We start from the raw sequence: 19,259 nt of genomic DNA, 5'->3' as shown, positions 1-19,259 counted from the left end.
AAGAAGTGGCGTCGTCGATTTGTCCCCGGCGACGTCATTTTTTTTGTCTTGAACGCTCGGTCCCGACCGGCAAAATCGCTGAGGCGGAAACGAAAAAGGGTAGAGGCTCCTCCCAAAGCCCCTACCCCCTTGCGTCCAGGTGCTGACGGATCAGCCCTGCGCGGCCTTCGCAACCTCGGCTGCGAAGTCTTCTTCTTTCTTCTCGATGCCTTCGCCCACTTCGAGGCGAATAAAACCGGTCACGGTCGCATCGGCCTCTTTCGCGGCGGCACCGACGGTCACGTCGGGGTTCACCACGAAGGCTTGGTTGAGAAGGGTCGATTCGGCCACGAATTTCTTCATGCGGCCTTCGATCATCTTTTCGATCACTTGCTCGGGCTTGCCGGATTCGCGGGCAATCTCGATCTGGATCTGGCGCTCTTTCTCGACGACGGCGGCATCCATGTCGGCCTCGTCCAGGGCCGCGGGATTCACGGCGGCGATGTGCATCGCGATCTGCTTGCCGAGCGCCTCGTCGCCGCCGGTCATGGCGACCAGAACACCAATCTTGCCCATGCCGTCAGCGGCGGCGTTGTGGACATAGGTCACAACGTTGTCACCTTCGATGCGGGCCATCCGGCGCAGCGTCATGTTCTCTCCGATGGTGGCGATCTTGTCGGTCAGCGTGTCTGCGACGGTCTTGCCGCCCAGGTCGGCTGCGGCCAGCGCCGCGACGTCGGCGGCGCCAAGCGCGGCACCGGCGATGTCGCCCACCATTTTCTGGAATTCAGCGTTCTTGCCGACGAAATCGGTTTCCGAGTTCACTTCGACAGCGACGCCCACACCGCCATCCACCGCCACGGCCACGAGACCTTCGGCGGCCACACGACCGGATTTCTTGGCGGCTTTCGCCAAGCCCTTGGTGCGAAGCCAATCAACGGCGGCATCCATGTCGCCATCGGTTTCGACGAGGGCTTTTTTCGCGTCCATCATGCCTGCGCCGGTGGATTCGCGCAGCTCTTTGACCATTGCAGCAGTGATTGCCATGGGTCTGCTCCTTGAACTTGTAAAAGGTCTGGACCGGCCCTTAGCCGGTCCATGTATCAGATGCGTGACGCCCGGAGATCAGGCTTCGGCAGAGTCCTCGGCGGGCGCGGCGTCTGCGGTCAGGGCTTCTTCGACATTGCCCTCTTCCAGCGCGCCAAGGTCAACGCCGGCGGTTTCCATCTGCGCGGTCATGCCGTCAAGCGCTGCGCGCGAGACCAGGTCGCAATACAGCGAGATGGCGCGCGCGGCGTCGTCGTTGCCGGGGATGATGTAGTCCACGCCATCGGGCGAGCAGTTGGTATCGACCACGGCCACGACCGGGATGCCCAGTTTCTTGGCTTCGAGGATCGCCAGATCCTCTTTCTTGACGTCGATGACGAAGATCAGGTCAGGCAAGCCACCCATTTCGCGGATGCCGCCAAGCGACGCCTGAAGCTTGGTCTGGTCACGTTCCATGCCAAGGCGCTCTTTCTTGGTCAGGCCTTCCAGCCCGCCTTCCATCGCCTCGTCGATCTGCTTGAGACGGCTGATCGAGTTGGAAACGGTTTTCCAGTTGGTCAGCGTGCCACCCAGCCAGCGGTGGTTCATGTAGTATTGTGCGCAGCGCTCTGCGGCTTCGGCGACGGGCTTCTGGGCCTGACGCTTGGTCCCGACGAAGAGGATGCTGCCGCCCTTGGCGACGGTCTCGCGCACGACGTTCAGAGCCGCGTCCAGCATCGGAACGGTCTGGGTCAGGTCGAGAATGTGAATGCCATTGCGCTCGCCATAGATGAACTCGCCCATGCGGGGGTTCCAGCGTTGCGTCTGGTGGCCAAAGTGAACGCCAGCTTCAAGCAGCTGACGCATGGAAAAATCGGGAAGCGCCATGTCCATTTCCTTTCCGGTTTGCGCCTGGACGGAGGTTCAGGGCATGTGCCCAACCGGTGGACCGAACGGGGATGTCTCTCCCGAAGGCCCGCCTCCGCCTGTGAAGTGAGCGAGCCATTAGGCGATGGCGGCGGGATTGGCAACCCCCCTGCCCTGTTTTTGTGGTTTGCGCCGGCTTTTGGCCGTCGCGCCGGGAGCGGCCCGCCTCGGCCCCCGTAAAGGGGGCCTCGCCGAACCGCCTGGGGCCAGCCCCAGACCCCGGGAGTATTTTTACCAAGAAGAAGGGATCAGAGCAGATTTGCCGTAGCCCGCGCGATCACCTGCTCTTCGTCGGTGGGCAGGACAAGGATCGGCACCGGGCCGGTGTGGATGGCACGGGCATTGGCGAGGTTTGCGGTCGGGTCAAGATCGAGACCGAGGAAAGACAGGCCATCGAGCGCCCGGGCGCGGATCGGGGCGGCGTTTTCTCCGACGCCACCGGTAAAGACGAGGGCATCGAGTCCGCCAAGGGTGGCGGCCATCGCGCCGATTTCTCGGGACAGGCGCGCGCAGTAGTAGTGCACGGCCTCTTCGGCCTGGGGCTCATCGGAGTCCAGAAGCGTGCGCATGTCATGGCTGAGGCCGGACAGCCCCAGAAGGCCGCTGTCCTTGTAGAGCAGATGGGTGAGTTCCTCGTAGCCCATCCCCTCTTCCGCCATCAGGTAGAGCAGCACGCCGGGGTCGATCTGGCCGGGACGGGTGCCCATGCAAAGCCCTTCGAGGGCCGAGAAGCCCATGGTAGACGACATCGAGCGGCCGTTCTCGATTCCGGCGAGCGAGGCGCCGTTGCCCAGATGGGCGACGATGACCTTGCCGCGCGCGAGATCGGGACAATCGCGCGCCATCAGCCCCGAGATGTAGTCATAGCTCAGCCCGTGAAATCCGTATCGGCGCACGCCTTGGTCGTAGTAGCGGCGCGGCAGGGCGAAAATGTCATGCACCTCCGGGTGGCCGCGGTGAAAGGCGGTGTCGAAGGCGCCGACCTGCACCGCGCCGGGAAAGGCGGCGCGGGCGGCGTGGACGGCGGCAAGGTTATGGGGCTGGTGCAGCGGCGCCAGCGGTTTGAGGCGGGCAAGCTCTTCCAGCAGGCCGGCGTCCAGAATGCGGGGGCCGTCGATCACCGGGCCGCCATGGACGATGCGGTGGCCGACCCCGGCGACACGGCGGCCCTGCAACTGTCGCCCGAGCGCCACGAGGATTGCGGTCACCCCGGTGCCGTGATCGGTTGGGCCGAGCGCCGTTACCGATTTCTCCGCCCCTTCGGGCCGCAGGATCAGGGTCGCGTCCTGCCCGAGCGCATCGACCATGCCCGAGGCTTCCAGCACCGGATCGGGCCCGGTGGCATAGAGCGCGAACTTGATCGAGGAAGAGCCTGCGTTGAGGGTGAGGATCACGCTGCTCATGGTTTGGCCGCCGCTTGCAGGGCGGCGACCGCGCATGAGGCGAGCCGGGCCTTGTCGTCATCGGCGCGGCTGTTCAGGATCACCGGCACCTGTGCGCCCATCACCACGCCCGCCGCTTCGGCATGGGCCAGGAAGGACAGCTCCTTGGCGATCATGTTGCCCGCTTCCAGGTTCGGGGCGAGCAAAATGTCGGCCCGCCCCGCGACCAGCCCCTTGATGCCCTTGGTGCGAGCGGCTTCGAGGTCGATCGCATTGTCCATGGCCAGCGGCCCATCGACCAGCCCGCCGGTGATCTGGCCGCGGTCGGCCATCTTCGACAGGATCGCGGCATCGAGCGTCGACGGGATCGACGGGGTCACGGTTTCGACCGCCGACAGCACGCCGACCTTGGGCTGTTCCACCCCGAGCGCAAGCGCAAGGTCGATGGCGTTCTGGCAGATCGAGACCTTGCAATCGAGGTCGGGCGAGATGTTGATCGCCGCATCGGTCACGAAGAGCAGATGGTTCAACCCCGGCACATCCATCACGAAGACATGGCTGAGACGACGATTGGTGCGCAGCCCACCCTCCTTTTTCAGAATGGCGTGCAGCAGTTGATCGGTGTGCAGATGCCCCTTCATCAGCGCCTTGGCGCGGCCCTCGTGGATCAGGGCGACCGATTTAAGCGCGGCGGCGCGGTTGTCGGGGATGTCGATGATCTCGATGCCCGACAGATCGGCGCCAAGCTCTTCGGCGGCGGCGGCGATTTTCCTGGCGCTGCCCACGAGGATCGGGTCGATCAGGGTATGGGCACGGGCCAGCAGCGCGCCGTTCAGCGCGTCGGGGCGTTCCGGGGCGACCACCGCCGTCGGCAGCGCCGGCAGGGGCGCGGCCATTTCAAGCAGACGGTCGAAATGGGCATGGCTCTGGACCGTCAGCCCCGGCATGTCGAGATCGTCAAAGCTGAGCGCGCGGTCCGGGGCGATCACCTCGGCTCGGCCCTCGACCACCCGCGCGCCATCCTCATGCTCGACCCACGTGTCGAAACACACCACGTTGCCGGGCCGCATGTCGGCCACCCGCACCTTGGCGACGAGGGTATCCCCCGCATGGGCGCGGCCCACGAAGCGCAGGGTCTGCCCGGTATAGAGCGTGCCCGGCCCCGGCAACTGGTTGCCCAGAACCGAGGAAATCAGCGCAGCCACCCACATCGAGGGCGCAACCGCCTCATCCATTCCGTCGCCGTTGCCGTCCTCATGCGGGAGGTGCATGGGGTTATGGTTGCCGCTGGCATGGGCGAACACGATCAGGTCATCGGCGGTGCACAGGCGAGTGGAGGCAGCCTCCATGCCCACCCGTAGCGACTCGTAAGGGGTGTTGGAGAGCGTGGTCATGGGGCTGACCTCCGGGACGATGCGCCAAGGGGAAGGGGAGTCCCGCAGCAGGGGCGCAGCGCCACTCTGCGGCAGGAATGAATCGGGGATATGACAGGATGGATCATGAACCGACCGGCGCCAGAGAAATGCCGGCGCCGTCCAGCGCGGCCCGCACGGCGCGGGCGATCTGTAGGGCGGTGTCATTGTCGCCATGCAGGCAGATCGTGTCGATGCGGGCGGAAATTTCGCGCCCGGACTCGGCGATGATGGCCCCTGCCCGCACCATCTCGACCATCCGCGCCGCGGCGCGGTCGGGGTCGTGGATGACGGCGCCGGGCAGGCCACGGTCCACAAGGGTCGCGTCGTCATTATAGGCGCGGTCGGCGAATATTTCACCGGCATGGCGCGCGCCGAGCGCCGTCACCGCGGCCTCTTGCGCGGTCGAGGCGAGGACGAAGATGATCACGTCGGGATCGACCGAGAGCGCCGCCTCGTAGCAGGCGCGGGCCATCGCCTCATCTTGCGCGCACATGTTCGACAGCGCGCCATGCAGCTTGAAATGGCGCACGTCGGCCCCGGCGGCGGCGGCCATGCCGCGGATTGCGCCAAACTGGTAGCGGATCGCGTTTTGCAGATCCTCGCGCCCCATCTGCATGCGCCGCCGCCCGAACCCCTGAAGGTCGGGAAAGCCGGGATGCGCGCCGATGCCGACACCGTTCCCGTGGGCCACCGCGATGGTGCGGGCCATGACCGTGGGGTCGCCCGCGTGAAAGCCACAGGCGACGTTGGCCGAGGTCACGACCTCCAGCAGGGCGCTGTCATTGCCCATCGGCCAGGGACCGAAGCTTTCGCCCATATCGGCGTTGAGATCGACGCGATGGGGCATGGCTCAGCTCTCCTCTTGGTCATGATCGTGATGGGCCGAGACTGCCCCGCTGACCAATTGGTAGGACAGAAGATCGGGGATGTCACCGGGATGGCGCAGGCGGGCGGTGACTTTGTCGGGCAGGGACTCGATTTGACGCAGGGCCGCGTCGCGGGCGGCGAGCGCTTGGTCCAGCGTGACGAAGCGAAACCGGATCGGCATGCCCGGCGCGGCCTGCGCCACCTTGGCCAGGTCGGCGGAAATCACGGTGCCGATCCGGGGATAGCCGCCGGTGGTCTGACATTCGTTCAACAACACATAGGGCGCACCGTCACCCACCACCTGCACATCGCCGGGCACGATGATTTCCGACAGGATCGCCAGATGTTCCGAGGACGAAAAGCCGGGGCCGTCATGGGCCATCCGCGCGCCCATGCGGCTGGCGCGGGCATCCTTGAGAAAGGCGGTCTCCTCCAGCCGCCGCAGGGTCTCTTTGTCGAACTGGTCGGTCTGGACCGAGGGCAGCAGGCGCACGGTGCCGCCGGAAAACCGGTCGTCTTGCGGCAGCATCATGCCCCCCTTGTGCGGGGCCGGTTGGGCCGTCAGCCTGTCGCCAGCCTGCAAACGGTGCCCGATGCCCGCCGCCAGATGGGCCGACCGCGCGCCAAGCACCTTTGGGGCCGTCAGGCCCGCGACGCTGAGGTATCCGTAGCTGCCGCGCGTGACCCCGCCGATCTTGAGCTCGGCCCCCTGCGGCAGCAGGTGGCTGGCCGACCACGCCACGCGGGTGCCGTCGATCTCGGCGCTCATCGGGGCGCCGGTGAGCGCGATCAGCAGGTCGGCGCCCTCGGCACGGAACCGGCCCCCTGCCCCTGCCATCTCGATGGCCAGCGGATCGCGCGCGCCCACCAGGACCGCCCCTTCGGCCAACGCCAGCCCATCGACCGCCCCGCCGCGCGACAATCCCTTGGCAAGAAAGCCTTGCCGCCCCGTATCCTGCAGGCTCAGCCCCGGACCTGCACCCAGAATGTGCACCGCCGCGCTCATGACAGCGCCTGTTCGGTGGCCACCATCCGCCCGGCGCGGCAGGCGTCTTGCAGTTCGGCGAATTCCGAGGCCCCGACGGGGCGAAACCGCACCTCGTCGCCCGCGCTCAGCGGGAACGGATGATCGGCGGTCAGCCCGAAGACGTCCAGCGCCGCCCGCCCGATCCACCGCCAGCCGGTCTGGGTCTGGCCCGGAAACAACACCAGTTGCCGGATCGCCACGGCCAGCCCCCCCGCCGGGACATTCGGGGTAAGCTCGGTTTGCCGTGGAAAATCGAACGCTGCCCCGAGTTGACCGAGATAGGGCATACCCGGCAGAAACCCCAGCGTCAGCACCCGCACCGGCCGGGCGCAGAGCGCGTCGATCACCTCGGCCCGGGACATCCCGGCTAGGGCCGCGACCTCCTCGAGCTTCGGGCCCTCGTCGCCGCCGAACGCCGTCGGCACCGTCCACAGCCGCCGCCCTCGGGGCAGCCCGACGCCATACCAATCGCAGGTGGCCAGCAGGTCAACCAGATGCGCGCGCAGCGTTTCATGGGGCAAATCCAAGGGGTCAAAGCGTAGAAACACCGATTTCAGCGACGTCGCCGTTTCCGCCACCCCCGGCCACCCCGCCGCCTCGACCGCCGCCCGAAAGGCAATGGCCGCACCGTTAACGGCCATCGTCAGCCGGTCGCCGAACTCGACCAGCATCCCGTCTTCGCCAATATGGTGCAGCCGGGGAAACCCCGCGCCGGGATCTGTGCCGCTCATCCTGCCTGCCCTTCCCAATCCTTGTTCGTCATGGTGGTGCGATGTACGCCAAGGTGCAACCCGTCGGCGGTCCAATGCCCCTTGTGTCGGCCCGCGCAATTTCATATCGAGTGGCCCGAGGCCGGTCTAGCTCAGCTGGTAGAGCGTCTGATTTGTAATCAGGGGGTCGGGGGTTCGAGTCCCTCGACCGGCACCATTTTCACCCCAATGGCGTCTATGAACCTGTTTTTCAAATGGGCATGGGGGCACAAGGGGGTGTTTCGACAGGCCAGTGGCCTTGCCATGCCCATCTTCGCCTGCCGCGCATCGGCTTTGCCGGAAAGGCACCGCACAGCCCTGGACTTCGGCATCGGGAATTGGTGGGTCGTGAGAGGCTCGAACTCCCGACATCTTCGGTGTAAACGAAGCGCTCTACCAACTGAGCTAACGACCCGTCCGGCGCGTCTGATAGACTGACCCATATCCCCTGTGCAAGCCCCAAGTGACGTCTATGGGTCGATTGGGTTCGCGCGTTCGACCAGTCGGGCGAAAAAGCTGGCCCCGATGGGGGCGGCGGCATCGTTGAACTCGAAGCCGGGATTGTGCAGACCGGGGCCCTTGCCCTGCCCGAGAAAAAGGTAGGCTCCGGGGCGCCGTTCCAGCATATACGAGAAATCTTCCGCGCCCATTTCGCGCCCGCCGTCCGGAAAGACGCGGGCGCTGCCCGAGATCTCGCTTGCGACCTCGACCGCGAAGGCGGCCTTGTCTGCATCGTTCACGGTGGCCGGGTAATACCGGCGATAGTCCAGACGGGCATCGACGCCATAGCTCGCGCCCTGCCCTGCCACGATCTCGCCCATGCGGCGCTCGACCATATCGCGCACGTCCGCGTCGAAGGTGCGCACCGTCCCCCCCAGATAGGCGGTGTCGGGGATAATGTTCTCGGCGGTTCCGGTGTGGATCATGGTGACCGACACCACGAGATCCTGCAAAGCGTAGTGATTGCGCGACACGATGCTCTGCAAGGCCTGTGCGATGCCAACCGCGGCGATAACCGGATCGCGGCAGTCATGCGGAAAGGCACCGTGGCCCCCCTGCCCCTTGATGTGGACATCAAAGGAATCGACCGCCGCCATGATCGCCCCCGACGTTGTGCTGAATTGGCCAAGGTCCAAACCGGGCGAGGTGTGCAGCGCGTAGACCTCGGAGATGTCAAACCGCTCCATGATCCCTTCTTCGCACATCACTCCCGCGCCGCCGCCATCCTCTTCCGCGGGCTGAAAGATCAGCGCCACCCGGCCCCGGAAATTCCGGGTCTCGGCAAGGTATTTGGCCGCCCCCAGCAGCATCGAGGTATGGCCGTCATGCCCGCAGGCATGCATCCGGCCGGGGACGGTCGACGCATAGGGCGACCCGGTGGCCTCTTCGATGGGCAGCGCGTCCATATCGGCGCGCAAGCCGATGGTCGGCCCCGCACCCTGCCCCTCGACGATCGCCACCACCCCCGAGGTTGCCAGCCCTTCGTGAATTTGCGTGATCCCGAACGCTTTCAGCCGATCGACCACGAATGCCGCTGTCTGCTGGCAATCGAACCCCAATTCCGGATGACGATGGAGATGCTGGCGCCATTGGGCCATTTCCTCGGCGAAACCGGCGATACGATTGAGAACGGGCATGGGGCAATTTCCTGTGATGACGCTTGCCGCCAGATGACCTGTAGACCCGCCCAAAAGCAAGATCCCGCGCATGTGACCGCCCCCCGGTCGACACGTCAGCCATGCGCCCCCATGTCTTGGGCAGCCCCGCTGGACCAGTGCCCGCTTGCGGGGCGCGACCCAAATGGCACGCAAGAAAGGACTGACGCGATGAAACCTCATCTTCTCGCAACCGCTGCCCTGATAGCGTCGGCGAGTCCGCTCTTGGCCGACGGCATGACCCCCGCGCCGCGAATGCCGGCGGTGCAACCGGCTGTCGTTCCGACCATGCAGATAACCGACTGGAGCGGCCCCTATGCCGGGCTGACCTTCGGAATGACCGGCGGGGATATGAGCACAACCCCGCCAAGCCCCGGCAACGATCTGAACGACGGCACCGCGATTGGCGGTATTCTCGGCTACAACTACCAGAACGGGGCCCTCGTCTATGGTGGCGAACTTGGCCTTCACAGCTTCAACGACACCTACGTCGTGCCCGGTGTCGGCAACGATGACACCATCGACACGGCCGTCGATCTGCGCGGCCGGGTCGGGTATGCGGTCGGGCGGTCGCTGATCTACGGTGCCGCGGGCTATAGCTGGGCCGATATGAGCATCAATGGCGGCGCCGATGGCGCCAGCCTGACCGGCCCCAGCCTTGGGATCGGCGTCGATTACATGGTGACGGACAACGTCTTCCTGGGCCTCGACTATACCCGCCGGTTCCTCGAAGGGGACAATGATCTCAATACGTTCTCGATCGACAGCAATGTCGATACGGTCAGCCTGCGGGCCGGGTTCCGGTTCTGACGCCGACCCCGACACCGCAAGGAAAGGCCCGCCCCAGGGGTGGGCCTTTTTGCGGTGGTGCTTGGCCATGCTTCGGGCCTAGGCTCGGGCCATGACAGATGACCTGATTCACGACCCCCAAGGTGGAATGCCCCGCCTTCTGGAAATCATGCGCCGCCTGCGCGACCCCCAGACCGGGTGCCCGTGGGATGTAGAGCAGGATTTCGCAACCATCGCGCCCTACACGATCGAAGAAGCCTACGAGGTTGGCGACGCCATTGAACGCGAAGCCTGGGACGAGTTGAAGGGAGAACTGGGCGACCTATTGTTCCAATCCGTCTTTCACGCGCAAATGGCGGAAGAGAAGGGATTTTTCACATTTCAGCAGGTGGCCGACACGATGTCGGACAAGATGGTGGGCCGCCATCCCCACGTGTTCGGAGACGAGAGTCGCGACAAGTCGGCCGACCAGCAGACGCAGGATTGGGAAACGATCAAGGCGACCGAGCGGGCGGCCAGGAAACGGGGCGGCGTGTTGGACGACGTGGCGCTGAACCTGCCGGCCCTGATGCGCGGGCAGAAATTGCAAAAGCGGGCCGCGCGGGTCGGGTTCGACTGGCCCAATATCGGCGAGGTCATCGACAAGATCGCCGAAGAGGCCACAGAACTGGCCGAGGCGCGCGACTCCCTGCCGCAAGAGAAGATCGAGGAAGAGATGGGCGATCTTCTCTTCGTCATGGCCAATCTTGCGCGTCACTTGAAGGTCGACGCGGAAACCGCCCTTAGAAAAGCGAATTCCAAGTTCACCCGCCGCTTTCACTACATAGAACAAGCCCTTGAAAAGAGAGAAAAAACACCAGAAGACAGCGACTTGGTGGAAATGGACGCCCTATGGAACGAGGCCAAGACCAAGGGGCTTTGAGGGCGGCGCCCGGCCAGTGCGTTGCCGCCACGATCGCCTCAGACCATCACGCAGAGCAATTCGAACAGGATAGACGCGCCGAGATAGGCGGTTCCGCCCGACGGATCGAAGGGCGGGGATACCTCCACCATATCCGCGCCGACGATGGTCACACCAGCCAGTTCCCGCACCACCTGCAACGCTTGCCAACTGTTCGGGCCGCCCACTTCCGGGGTGCCCGTGCCGGGGGCAAAGGCGGGGTCAACGAAGTCGATATCATAGCTCACATAGGTTTCGCCCTCACCGACGATGTCACGCGCCTCGGCCATGACATCCTTGACGCCACGGTCGTGAAATTCGCCGATCGGGATCACCCGGATGCCGACGCTGTCGGCGAAATCCCGGTCTTCGCTGTCATACATTGTGCCGCGAATGCCGATCTGGACCACGCGTTTCGGGTCCAGCAGCCCCTCTTCGATTGCCCGGCGGAAGGGCGTGCCGTGGGTATAGAGGCGCCCGCCGAAATAGCTGTGGAACAAGTCGGTGTGGCTGTCGAAATGCACCATGCCAAGCGGCCCGTCCTTGGCCATCGCCCGCAGGATCGGCAGCGATGACAGGTGGTCGCCCCCGGCGGTCAGCGGCTTGATGCCCTTGGCTTTCACCAGGTGAAAAAAGGCCGTGATCCGCGCAAGGCTGTCATCCAGATCGGCGGGGTTCGGCCCCACATCGCCCAGGTCGGCGCAATTGCGTGCTTCGAACGGGCGGATTCCGGTGGCGTCGTTCTGGGCGCGGATCATCGTCGACATATCGCGGATCTGGCGTGGTCCATGCCGGGGGCCGGGACGGTTGGTCGTGCCCGCATCCCATGGCACACCGATCAGGCCGATCTCGACCTCGTCGATCCGCGGGTGATCCAGCCCCACTTGCGGCAGCCGCATGAAACTGGGCACACCGGCAAAGCGCGGAAGGTCGAAACCGGAAATCGGGGTGAAGAACGGATCGGCCATATGAAAGCTCCCTGCCATGTGATGTTCGGGCAGAGTGCCGCAAGCACGACCGGGGTTCAAGCGCGGCTGACCGGGGCGCGGCGCCTTGACGGCGCTTGATCTCGCCATGCGAGCATCGGGCTTTTCCGGGGTATCCCCCGCCCCGTGCTCAGGCTTCCAGTTCGGCGTCCCAGTACAGGAAATCGAGCCAGCTATCATGCAGGTGCCCCGGCGGGAATTTCCGGCCCATGTTGCGCAGCTCCTCCGCGCCCGGCTGGCGCGGCGGTTTGCGCAGGGTCAGACCCGAGCGGCGCAAGCTCTTGGACCCTTTCCTGAGATTGCAGCGCGAGCAGGCCGCCACCACGTTTTCCCAAGAGGTGATCCCGCCGCTGGCGCGCGGCACCACATGGTCGAAGGTCAGATCACCCCGGTCACCGCAATACTGGCAGGAAAATTCGTCGCGCAGGAACAGGTTGAACCGGGTAAAGGCCACACGTTTTTGCGGTTTGACATAATCCTTGAGCACCACGACTGACGGAATGCGGATGCGCATCGTGGGCGAATGGACGTAGTCGTCGTACTCGGCCACGATATCGACCCGGTCAAGGAACACCGCCTTGATCGCATCCTGCCACGGCCAGAGGGACAGGGGATAATAGGACAAGGGGCGGTAATCCGCGTTCAACACCAATGCCGGATGCTGCTTGAGCGCGCCCGGTTCACGCACGAAATGGGTTCTGAAACTGCCGTCGCTACCGCCGTCCATGGGTGACTCCTTCACCGCCCTGCCTGCCCGATCTCTGGCATCAGAGCGGGAGCCCCCGCTCCTGCCATGAATATACTATATCTGGCAAAATTCGCCTGACAAGCTCCACATTTAGAGCTACTCGCGATTTGAATAATCCGAGTCCGTAACGGCGGTGTGACATCGGGATTTGGCCGACACGCCATCACCTTGCTGCGCCCCCCCTGACAGGTCGGACGCCTGCCGCTAGACTGGCCCCATGACAGACGACAGCCCCCCGCCCCCCGCCGCCGTTCTCGAAGCCACCCTGTATTGCCAAGACCTTGCCGCGGCCGAAGCCTTCTATGCCGGGGTGTTGGGCTTTGACGTGGTGATCCGCAAACCGGGGCGGCACGTCTTCTTCCGGGTCGGCGCCACCATCCTGCTGGTCTTCGATCCGCGCGCCTCGGTGCAGATTTCCCCCGAGGCGATGTTTCCCGTCCCGCCCCACGGTGCAGAGGGGCCGGGGCATCTGTGTTTAGCCGCAACGGATGACGAGATGACCGCATGGGTCGCGCGGCTGGCCGAGGCCGGGCATCCTGTGGAATCGGATTTCCGCTGGCCCAATGGCGCGCGGTCAATCTATTTCCGCGATCCGTCCGGCAACTCGCTGGAAATGGCCGAACGGCGCTTGTGGGAGGGGTGAGGGCCGCGACGAGACCGATTTTCCCCGACTGCTCAGCCCTCTTCCAGACCCAGACACTGGCGGATGAAGGCCAGCGCCACGCTCAGCCCGTCGGGCGCGATGCCATGGCCGGTGCCGCGCATGATATGGGCATAAACGTCAACCCCGGCCTCTTGCAGCGCTTCCGCGGCTTGCGGCAGGCTTTCGGGCGGCACCACGTCATCCTGATCGCCATGGATCAGCAGCACCGGCGCGCGCGAGACGATTTCATCCGTCAGCAGTTCCGGCTCCAGCAGACGGCCCGAGAACCCGACAACCCCGGCAAAGGGCTGCGCGCGGCGCGGGGCGACATGCAGGGCCATCATCGTGCCTTGGGAAAAGCCCACCAGCACCGTGCGGTCGGCGGGCACGCCCTGCTCGTCCATCACCTGATCGAGAAACGCATTCAGATCATCCACCGCGCGCGCCATGCCCTGTGCCGCCACCTCTTCGGACGATCCGTCGATCCACGGGATCGGGAACCACTGGTAGCCCATCGGGTTGACGCCGCAGCGTTCAGGCGCGTCCGGCGCGACGAAAGCGGTGTCGGGCAGATGATCCGACAGTGGATCGGCCAGCCCCAACAGGTCGTTGCCATCGGCGCCATAGCCGTGGAGGAAAATCACGAGGCTGTCGGCGCGGCCCGAGGCGGCGGGGCGCTGTGCGTAGTCGAGCGTGCGTGTCATCGGATGCCTTCCCTGTTTTTCGCCAGGTGGTAGTAGGCCCAAAGCGCCCGCGCGGCAACCGCGCGCCACGGGGACCACGGCTCGGACATCTGGCGCAGCGCCCGTTCCGTGGGGCGATCGGGCAGGTCGAACAGCAGGCGCGCCGATTCCTGCAAGGCCAGATCCGCCGGCGCAAAGACATCGGCCCGTCCAAGCGAGAACATGGCATAGATTTCGGCCGTCCAGCGCCCGATTCCGGGCACCTGCGTCAGCGTGGCGATGACCTCTTCATTCGGAACCGTGCGCAGCGCCGGAAAGTCGATCCGCGCCTCGGACAGCGCGCGGGCATAGCGGATCTTCTGGCGGCTGAGGCCGCAGGCGTGCAGGTCGTCGTCGCTGGCCCACATGATCTTGCGCGGGCCGGTCAACCGTGCCTGCTTGAGGCGCCGCCAGATCGCATCGGCGGCAGCGACCGAAACCTGCTGGCTGACGATCGCGCTCAGCACCTGTTCGAACCCGTCGCCGCGGCGGCGCAGCGGCAAGGGACCGGTCTGCGTCATCACATGGGCAAAGCGCGGCTCGGCCTTGGCCAGCCATGCCGCGCCTTCGGCCACGCACTCGGTTGTTTCGATGATCCGCCCCACCATGGCGCGACCCTCGCAGAGCCGGTTTCCTTTGCCAAGCGCCAGCGCGCACGGACCGCGCCCCGAGATGGGGCATACCCCCTTCCCTTTTCTGCTGAACAGGTTTAGCGATTTCGCCATGGTTGACACTGTTCAAGATCCCGCTGAGAGCCCGAGCGCATGGCGCAACGTGATGGTGCTGGTGGCCGCGCAGGCCATTCTGGGCAGCCAGATGCCGATGATTTTCGTCGTTGGCGGTCTGGCGGGACAGATGCTTGCGCCCAATGCCTGCCTTGCGACTCTGCCGATTTCACTGATCGTTTTCGGCTCGATGACCACCGCCCCGTGGCTATCGACGGTGATGCAGCGCTATGGTCGCCGGGTGGGGTTCTTTGCCGGAACGCTTGGCGGGTCGCTTGGGGCGGCAACGGCGGCCTACGGGCTGTGGGTCGATTCGTTTCTGATCTTCCTCGTGGGGTCGTATCTGACCGGCATCTACATGTCGGCGCAGGGGTTCTACCGGTTCGCAGCCGCCGATACGGCGTCCGAATCGTTCCGGCCCAAGGCGATTTCCTACGTCATGGCGGGCGGTCTGGCCTCGGCCCTGATCGGTCCGCAACTGGTCAAGCTGACCAATGACCTGACAGTGGTGCCCTTCGTCGGGCTTTATGCGACGGTTGTGGCGATCAACGTGCTGGGTGCCGCGCTGTTCCTGTTTCTCGACATTCCCCGGCCCGAACGCGTGGCCCATGGCACCTTGCCCGAGGGGCGCAGCCGGGGCGAGTTGCTGAAAGACCCCAAGATCGTCGTGGCGATCATCTGCGCCATGGTCTCTTACGCGCTGATGAACCTTGTGATGACCTCGACGCCGCTGGCCGTGGTCGGCTGCGGGTACGAGCAGGACACCGCCGCCGACATCGTTTCGGCCCACGTTCTGGCGATGTTCATTCCGTCCTTCTTTACGGGCCACCTGATCGCGCGGTTCGGCACCACGCGGATCGTGGCGCTCGGCCTGTTCATCCTGGCGGGGGCTGGCATTGTCGCGTTGATGGGTGTTGATCTGCAAAACTTCTTCATCGCCCTCATCCTGCTGGGGCTCGGCTGGAACTTTGGCTTTATCGGTGCCACGGCGATGCTGCAAAGCGCCCACTCTCTTGCCGAACGCGGCCGGGTGCAGGGGCTGAACGACGCGCTGGTCTTTGGCTGCGTGACGGTCGCGTCGCTGGCTTCGGGCGGGCTGATGAACTGCTCGGGCGGGTCGGTCACCGCCGGTTGGGCCGCCGTCAACATGGCAATGATCCCCTTCCTTGCGCTGGCGGGCGGGGCCCTGATCTGGCTGGCCCTGCGGCCTGCCGAAGAGTGATCCCGAGATAGAAACCGCCCGGGCAGGAGCGATCCCGACCAGGCGGTTGGACTGCGGCGGGGACGGGAGAGGGCCCCATAATCCGCAGCATTGTTTCTAGACTAGCATCAATCTATCCGGGCCGGAACGAAACCCTGCGTTTCCGCGTAATGTTTCAGTAACCGTTGCAATCCGATCTTGAGCACGATCTTGCCCGAGCGCGCCGACCATCCCAGCCGTTTTTCCGCTGACTCCAGCCCTTCCAGAAAACAGCACACCCGCAGCACCACATCGGCCAGCCCCGGCCCCAGATCGTCCAGCGCGCGAGAGACCCGGTCGCGCGCCGCGCGCGGCCCCTCGGCCATACCACCATCGGAAAAGCCTGCGCCCCGGTTCCCGCCGGTCAGGAACTTTTCCCAATTCTGGGCTACACGCGGCCCCATTTGCGCCCGCTCGAAATCCTCGCGCAGCTTTTCGCCGGCCTGCACCAAATCGAGCGTCAGGAAGGGTTTGCCGTCCGCCCCCTTGCGCCGGGCCAACGATGTCAGCGGCGATTCCGACAAGTTGACCCGCATTTTACGGATCGAGCCGTCGTCCTGCTCGACCGGTTTTTCCCCCCAGATCTGATGCTGCGCGAGGAAGGGCGTCGCGGCCTCGGCCATCTCCATCGGGGCGCGGCGGCGCTTGCGGTCTTCCTCGATCAACCGCTTGAGCGCGGACTTTCCGGCCTCGGTGATGGTGTAAAGGCTGACGCGCCCCTGCTGTGCCGTCTGAATCCAGTCCTTGAGCGCAAAGGCGTGCGCGACCTTGCGATCCAGCACCGCGGTGCGGGTCTGGCTGCCGTCCGATCCTGTGCGCAGCACGATGGCCTTGTCCATATCCTGCGCCAACACCAGCGCCGCGCCCTTTTCGCACAAGCGGCGCAGAATGCGGCGGGCCTCTCGGTTGAGCGTGGTCTCGTCGGACACCAAGGGCGGACGCAGGGGGGCTGTCATCAGATTATGCTCCTCGCACGGGGGTATTGTTGCTGATTTGGAAACGCAGGCCGCTTGCAGCGCCGACAGCGCCTCGTCGACCAGCGGGTCATCGCGGCGCGCCTCGATGGCGCGCACGCGGCGGGTGATCGTGGACGGATGGCACCGGCTGTCGCGGGCAATGTCGCGCAGCGATGCCCCGCGACCGACGTGATCGAGGTAATTTCTTGCCCCTTCGGGCAGCCATGCGGGGTAAAGCCCCGCCTCGGTCGTGTTCCTGACATCCCCTGTCATCATCGGCCCTCCGGGCGCCGTCCGCTGTGGATAAGCCCCGTAAGCCTTTGGTGGGATTGATTACTGTTTCGTTAATATCTGTGGAAAACGAGCTAAATTGTTTCCAAAGTGTAAACAAATGCGGAACACCGAACGGCGCGGTCCGGCAGGGCGCAACAGGGCCGTTCGGCGGGGCAGAATGAAGGGCGACTCACCCAGATTGATCCCACTACCCGGAGGCTTGCCATGACTTGTCACCCCCCTGCCCTGCCCGTTCTCAGCCGCCCGCGCCTGTTGGTCGAGGCCGCCCGGATCGGGGCCGATGCCCTTGCCCGCGCCGGGCGGCGGCCGACCCGGACGGCGCTGTCGCGGCTGTTGTCCGAGGAATGGGACATGAACCGCAAACGCTAAAACGGCGAAGCGGATTACTCGCCTCGCCGTCATCTCGATCTGTTGATCGCCGTGCTTGCGGTGTCCGCCGCCGCCGGGGCGGCGTGACCCGGCTCAGGTAAAGCTGTCGGGCAGCTCTTCCTTGCGCTTGGCCACGTACTCTTTCAGCGCCTCGTCGATCGCGGGGTCGAGGGGCGGCTGCTGGTAATCGTTCAGCAGTTTCTGCACCCGCATGTTGGCCAGCTGGCGCGTGTCGCGGCTGCCTTCATCGGCCCATGTTTCGTAGGGTTTGTAATCCAGCAGGTCGGTCCGCCAGAACCCGGATTTGAAATTGGCCTGGGTGTGGGCACAGCCCAGGTAGTGGCCGCCCGGGCCGACCTCGCGGATTGCGTCCATCGCCTGCGCGTTCTCGTCATAGGGCACGCCTTGGGCGAATTTGTGCAGAATCCCAAGCTGGTCGGCATCCATCACGAATTTCTCGAAGGACGCCACCAGGCCGCCCTCTAGCCAGCCGCAGGAATGCAGCATGAAATTCACGCCCGACAGCAGCCCCGAGTTGAGCGAGTTCGCGGTCTCGTAGGCCGCTTGCGCGTCGGGCAGCTTCGAGCCGTTGAATGACCCGGCCGACCGGTAGGGCAGCCCCATGCGCCGGGCCAGTTGCCCGGCCCCGGCGGTGATCTGCGCGGCTTCCGGCGTGCCAAAGGTCGGCGCGCCCGAGTTCATGTCGATCGAGGTCACGAAGGCCCCGAAGATGACCGGCGCACCGGGGCGGATCATCTGGCTATAGGCCACGCCCGCCATCACCTCGGCCAGCACTTGCGTCAGCGTGCCGACAACCGAGACCGGCGCCATCGCACCGCCCACGATAAAGGGCGAGATGATCGCGGCCTGATTGTGCTCGGCGAAATGCTCCAGCGCGCCCATCATGATCGAGTCGAAGGTGAGCGGCGAGTTGATGTTGATCAGCGAGGTCATGACGGTGTTGTTTTCGACGAAATCATCGCCGAACAGCACCTTGGCCATGTTGATCGAATCGAGCGCGCGCGACGGTTCCGTCACCGACCCCATGAAGGGTTTGTCCGACAGCGACATATGCGAATAAAGCATGTCGAGGTGGCGCTTGCTGACCGGAACATCGGTCGGCTCGCACACGGTGCCGCCCGAATGGTGCAGCCACTTGGACATGTAGCCCAGTTTCACGAAACTATTGAAATCCTCCATGGTGGCGTAGCGGCGCACCCCGTTGAGGTCGAGCACGAAGGGCGGGCCATAGACGGGCGCCAGCACCAGGTTGCGGCCCCCGATTTCCACGGATTTTTCGGGGTTGCGGGCGTGCTGGGTAAAGCGTGACGGGGCGGTCGAACACAGCTTGCGGGCCAGACCGCGCGGAATGTGAACACGCTCGCCAACCACCGTCGCCCCTGCCTGCCGCCAGCGTTCCAGCGCGGCCGGATTCTCGACGAAATTGACGCCGATTTCTTCCAGCACGGTTTCCGCGTTGGTTTCGATGATCTCCAGCGCCTCTTCGGACAACACCTCGAAATTGGGGATGTTGCGCTCGATGTATTTGGCGGTTTCGATGCGGACGGCGGTGCGCTCGGCGCGCCGGGCCGCCCCGCCACCACCGCGTGCCCGCCGCCGGGCCGTTGCTGCATCACTCATCGCTCTTGTCCTCTCGCAGGGGGGATATTGGCTGACGTGATACAAAGCCACGCGCGCCTGCCGCCGCCGATTTGCGGCGATTGCGGGGAAAAAGCGACATGAAGCGCCAAGACTGGCCCTTGCCACGCCCCGCGAGGCCGTTTTACGGCGTTTGAAACCCACCGACGGCCACCGACCTA

19 protein-coding genes and 2 tRNA genes are annotated in these 19,259 nt (G+C 65.0%); 6 read left to right on the top strand and 15 right to left on the bottom strand.

Features of this window, described 5'->3' with window-relative positions; translation table 11 throughout:
- Positions 1-150: 150 nt before the first annotated feature.
- From tsf to BKY27_RS14555, 7 genes are all read right to left on the bottom strand, one after another.
- Positions 151-1,026: a translation elongation factor Ts gene (gene tsf / locus BKY27_RS14585; protein ID WP_071675229.1), complete on the bottom strand. Its 876-nt coding sequence runs from the start codon at positions 1,024-1,026 to the stop codon at positions 151-153.
- 78 nt (positions 1,027-1,104) lie between these two features.
- Positions 1,105-1,893 carry a 30S ribosomal protein S2 gene (rpsB, locus tag BKY27_RS14580; protein WP_071675228.1) on the bottom strand — a complete coding sequence of 263 codons (789 nt, stop codon included), beginning with the start codon at positions 1,891-1,893 and terminating at the stop codon, positions 1,105-1,107.
- Between the two features lie 287 nt (positions 1,894-2,180).
- Complete coding sequence (locus BKY27_RS14575) at positions 2,181-3,335, bottom strand: acetate/propionate family kinase (protein ID WP_071675258.1); 1,155 nt, start codon at positions 3,333-3,335, stop codon at positions 2,181-2,183.
- A complete protein-coding gene (locus tag BKY27_RS14570) occupies positions 3,332-4,708 on the bottom strand; it encodes a bifunctional enoyl-CoA hydratase/phosphate acetyltransferase (protein WP_071675227.1) in 1,377 nt (458 codons plus the stop codon). Before BKY27_RS14570 ends, BKY27_RS14575 begins: the two co-directional genes overlap by 4 nt.
- A gap of 103 nt (positions 4,709-4,811) precedes the next feature.
- Positions 4,812-5,576 carry a LamB/YcsF family protein gene (locus tag BKY27_RS14565; protein WP_071675226.1) on the bottom strand — a complete coding sequence of 255 codons (765 nt, stop codon included), beginning with the start codon at positions 5,574-5,576 and terminating at the stop codon, positions 4,812-4,814.
- A 3-nt stretch (positions 5,577-5,579) separates the two neighbouring features.
- On the bottom strand, positions 5,580-6,602 hold the full coding sequence (locus BKY27_RS14560; RefSeq protein ID WP_071675225.1) for a 5-oxoprolinase subunit C family protein: 1,023 nt from the start codon (positions 6,600-6,602) through the stop codon (positions 5,580-5,582).
- Positions 6,599-7,354 (bottom strand): 5-oxoprolinase subunit B family protein, encoded by a 756-nt coding sequence (locus tag BKY27_RS14555; protein WP_071675224.1) that lies wholly within the window; start codon positions 7,352-7,354, stop codon positions 6,599-6,601. The genes BKY27_RS14560 and BKY27_RS14555 overlap by 4 nt, the downstream gene beginning before the upstream one ends.
- 120 nt (positions 7,355-7,474) lie before the next feature.
- Here BKY27_RS14555 and BKY27_RS14550 point away from each other — a divergent pair.
- Positions 7,475-7,550: transfer RNA gene (locus BKY27_RS14550), tRNA-Thr, on the top strand.
- 161 nt (positions 7,551-7,711) lie between these two features.
- On the opposite strand, the gene BKY27_RS14545 is transcribed toward BKY27_RS14550, so the two are convergent.
- Positions 7,712-7,787 (bottom strand) — tRNA-Val (locus BKY27_RS14545).
- 55 nt (positions 7,788-7,842) lie between these two features.
- Positions 7,843-9,009 carry a M20 aminoacylase family protein gene (locus BKY27_RS14540; protein ID WP_071675223.1) on the bottom strand — a complete coding sequence of 389 codons (1,167 nt, stop codon included), beginning with the start codon at positions 9,007-9,009 and terminating at the stop codon, positions 7,843-7,845.
- 189 nt (positions 9,010-9,198) lie between these two features.
- On the opposite strand from BKY27_RS14540, the gene BKY27_RS14535 reads away from it, so the two are divergent.
- Positions 9,199-9,837: an outer membrane protein gene (locus BKY27_RS14535; protein WP_071675222.1), complete on the top strand. Its 639-nt coding sequence runs from the start codon at positions 9,199-9,201 to the stop codon at positions 9,835-9,837.
- A 91-nt stretch (positions 9,838-9,928) separates the two neighbouring features.
- Complete coding sequence (mazG, locus tag BKY27_RS14530) at positions 9,929-10,738, top strand: nucleoside triphosphate pyrophosphohydrolase (protein WP_071675221.1); 810 nt, start codon at positions 9,929-9,931, stop codon at positions 10,736-10,738.
- Between the two features lie 38 nt (positions 10,739-10,776).
- On the opposite strand, the gene speB is transcribed toward mazG, so the two are convergent.
- The gene (speB, locus tag BKY27_RS14525) at positions 10,777-11,724 is read right to left on the bottom strand and encodes an agmatinase (protein WP_071675220.1); all 948 of its coding nucleotides are present in this window, start codon (positions 11,722-11,724) and stop codon (positions 10,777-10,779) included.
- Between the two features lie 148 nt (positions 11,725-11,872).
- The gene (locus BKY27_RS14520) at positions 11,873-12,469 is read right to left on the bottom strand and encodes an HNH endonuclease (protein ID WP_071675219.1); all 597 of its coding nucleotides are present in this window, start codon (positions 12,467-12,469) and stop codon (positions 11,873-11,875) included.
- Between the two features lie 238 nt (positions 12,470-12,707).
- On the opposite strand from BKY27_RS14520, the gene BKY27_RS14515 reads away from it, so the two are divergent.
- Positions 12,708-13,133 carry a VOC family protein gene (locus BKY27_RS14515; RefSeq protein ID WP_071675218.1) on the top strand — a complete coding sequence of 142 codons (426 nt, stop codon included), beginning with the start codon at positions 12,708-12,710 and terminating at the stop codon, positions 13,131-13,133.
- 32 nt (positions 13,134-13,165) lie between these two features.
- On the opposite strand, the gene BKY27_RS14510 is transcribed toward BKY27_RS14515, so the two are convergent.
- Positions 13,166-13,837, bottom strand: coding sequence for an alpha/beta hydrolase (locus BKY27_RS14510; RefSeq protein WP_071675217.1), 672 nt, complete (start codon positions 13,835-13,837; stop codon positions 13,166-13,168).
- Positions 13,834-14,463, bottom strand: coding sequence for a DNA-3-methyladenine glycosylase family protein (locus BKY27_RS14505; protein ID WP_071675216.1), 630 nt, complete (start codon positions 14,461-14,463; stop codon positions 13,834-13,836). Before BKY27_RS14505 ends, BKY27_RS14510 begins: the two co-directional genes overlap by 4 nt.
- A 115-nt stretch (positions 14,464-14,578) precedes the next feature.
- Here BKY27_RS14505 and BKY27_RS14500 point away from each other — a divergent pair, with 115 nt between their 5' ends.
- Complete coding sequence (locus BKY27_RS14500; RefSeq protein WP_071675257.1) at positions 14,579-15,802, top strand: MFS transporter; 1,224 nt, start codon at positions 14,579-14,581, stop codon at positions 15,800-15,802.
- 107 nt (positions 15,803-15,909) lie between these two features.
- Here BKY27_RS14500 and BKY27_RS14495 read toward each other — a convergent pair whose 3' ends face one another.
- Complete coding sequence (locus tag BKY27_RS14495) at positions 15,910-17,052, bottom strand: DUF6456 domain-containing protein (protein ID WP_146636259.1); 1,143 nt, start codon at positions 17,050-17,052, stop codon at positions 15,910-15,912.
- A gap of 222 nt (positions 17,053-17,274) precedes the next feature.
- Here BKY27_RS14495 and BKY27_RS20155 point away from each other — a divergent pair, with 222 nt between their 5' ends.
- Positions 17,275-17,439 (top strand): hypothetical protein, encoded by a 165-nt coding sequence (locus BKY27_RS20155; RefSeq protein WP_158514986.1) that lies wholly within the window; start codon positions 17,275-17,277, stop codon positions 17,437-17,439.
- A 93-nt stretch (positions 17,440-17,532) separates the two neighbouring features.
- On the opposite strand, the gene BKY27_RS14490 is transcribed toward BKY27_RS20155, so the two are convergent.
- The gene (locus BKY27_RS14490) at positions 17,533-19,080 is read right to left on the bottom strand and encodes a trimethylamine methyltransferase family protein (protein ID WP_071675215.1); all 1,548 of its coding nucleotides are present in this window, start codon (positions 19,078-19,080) and stop codon (positions 17,533-17,535) included.
- Positions 19,081-19,259: the final 179 nt, after the last annotated feature.

The sequence above is a fragment of the Nioella nitratireducens genome (genome assembly GCF_001879715.1).
Taxonomy (GTDB): Bacteria; Pseudomonadota; Alphaproteobacteria; order Rhodobacterales; family Rhodobacteraceae; genus Nioella; species Nioella nitratireducens.
Note: the sequence above shows the minus strand (reverse complement) of the source record. Positions and strands in the feature narration are given on the sequence as shown.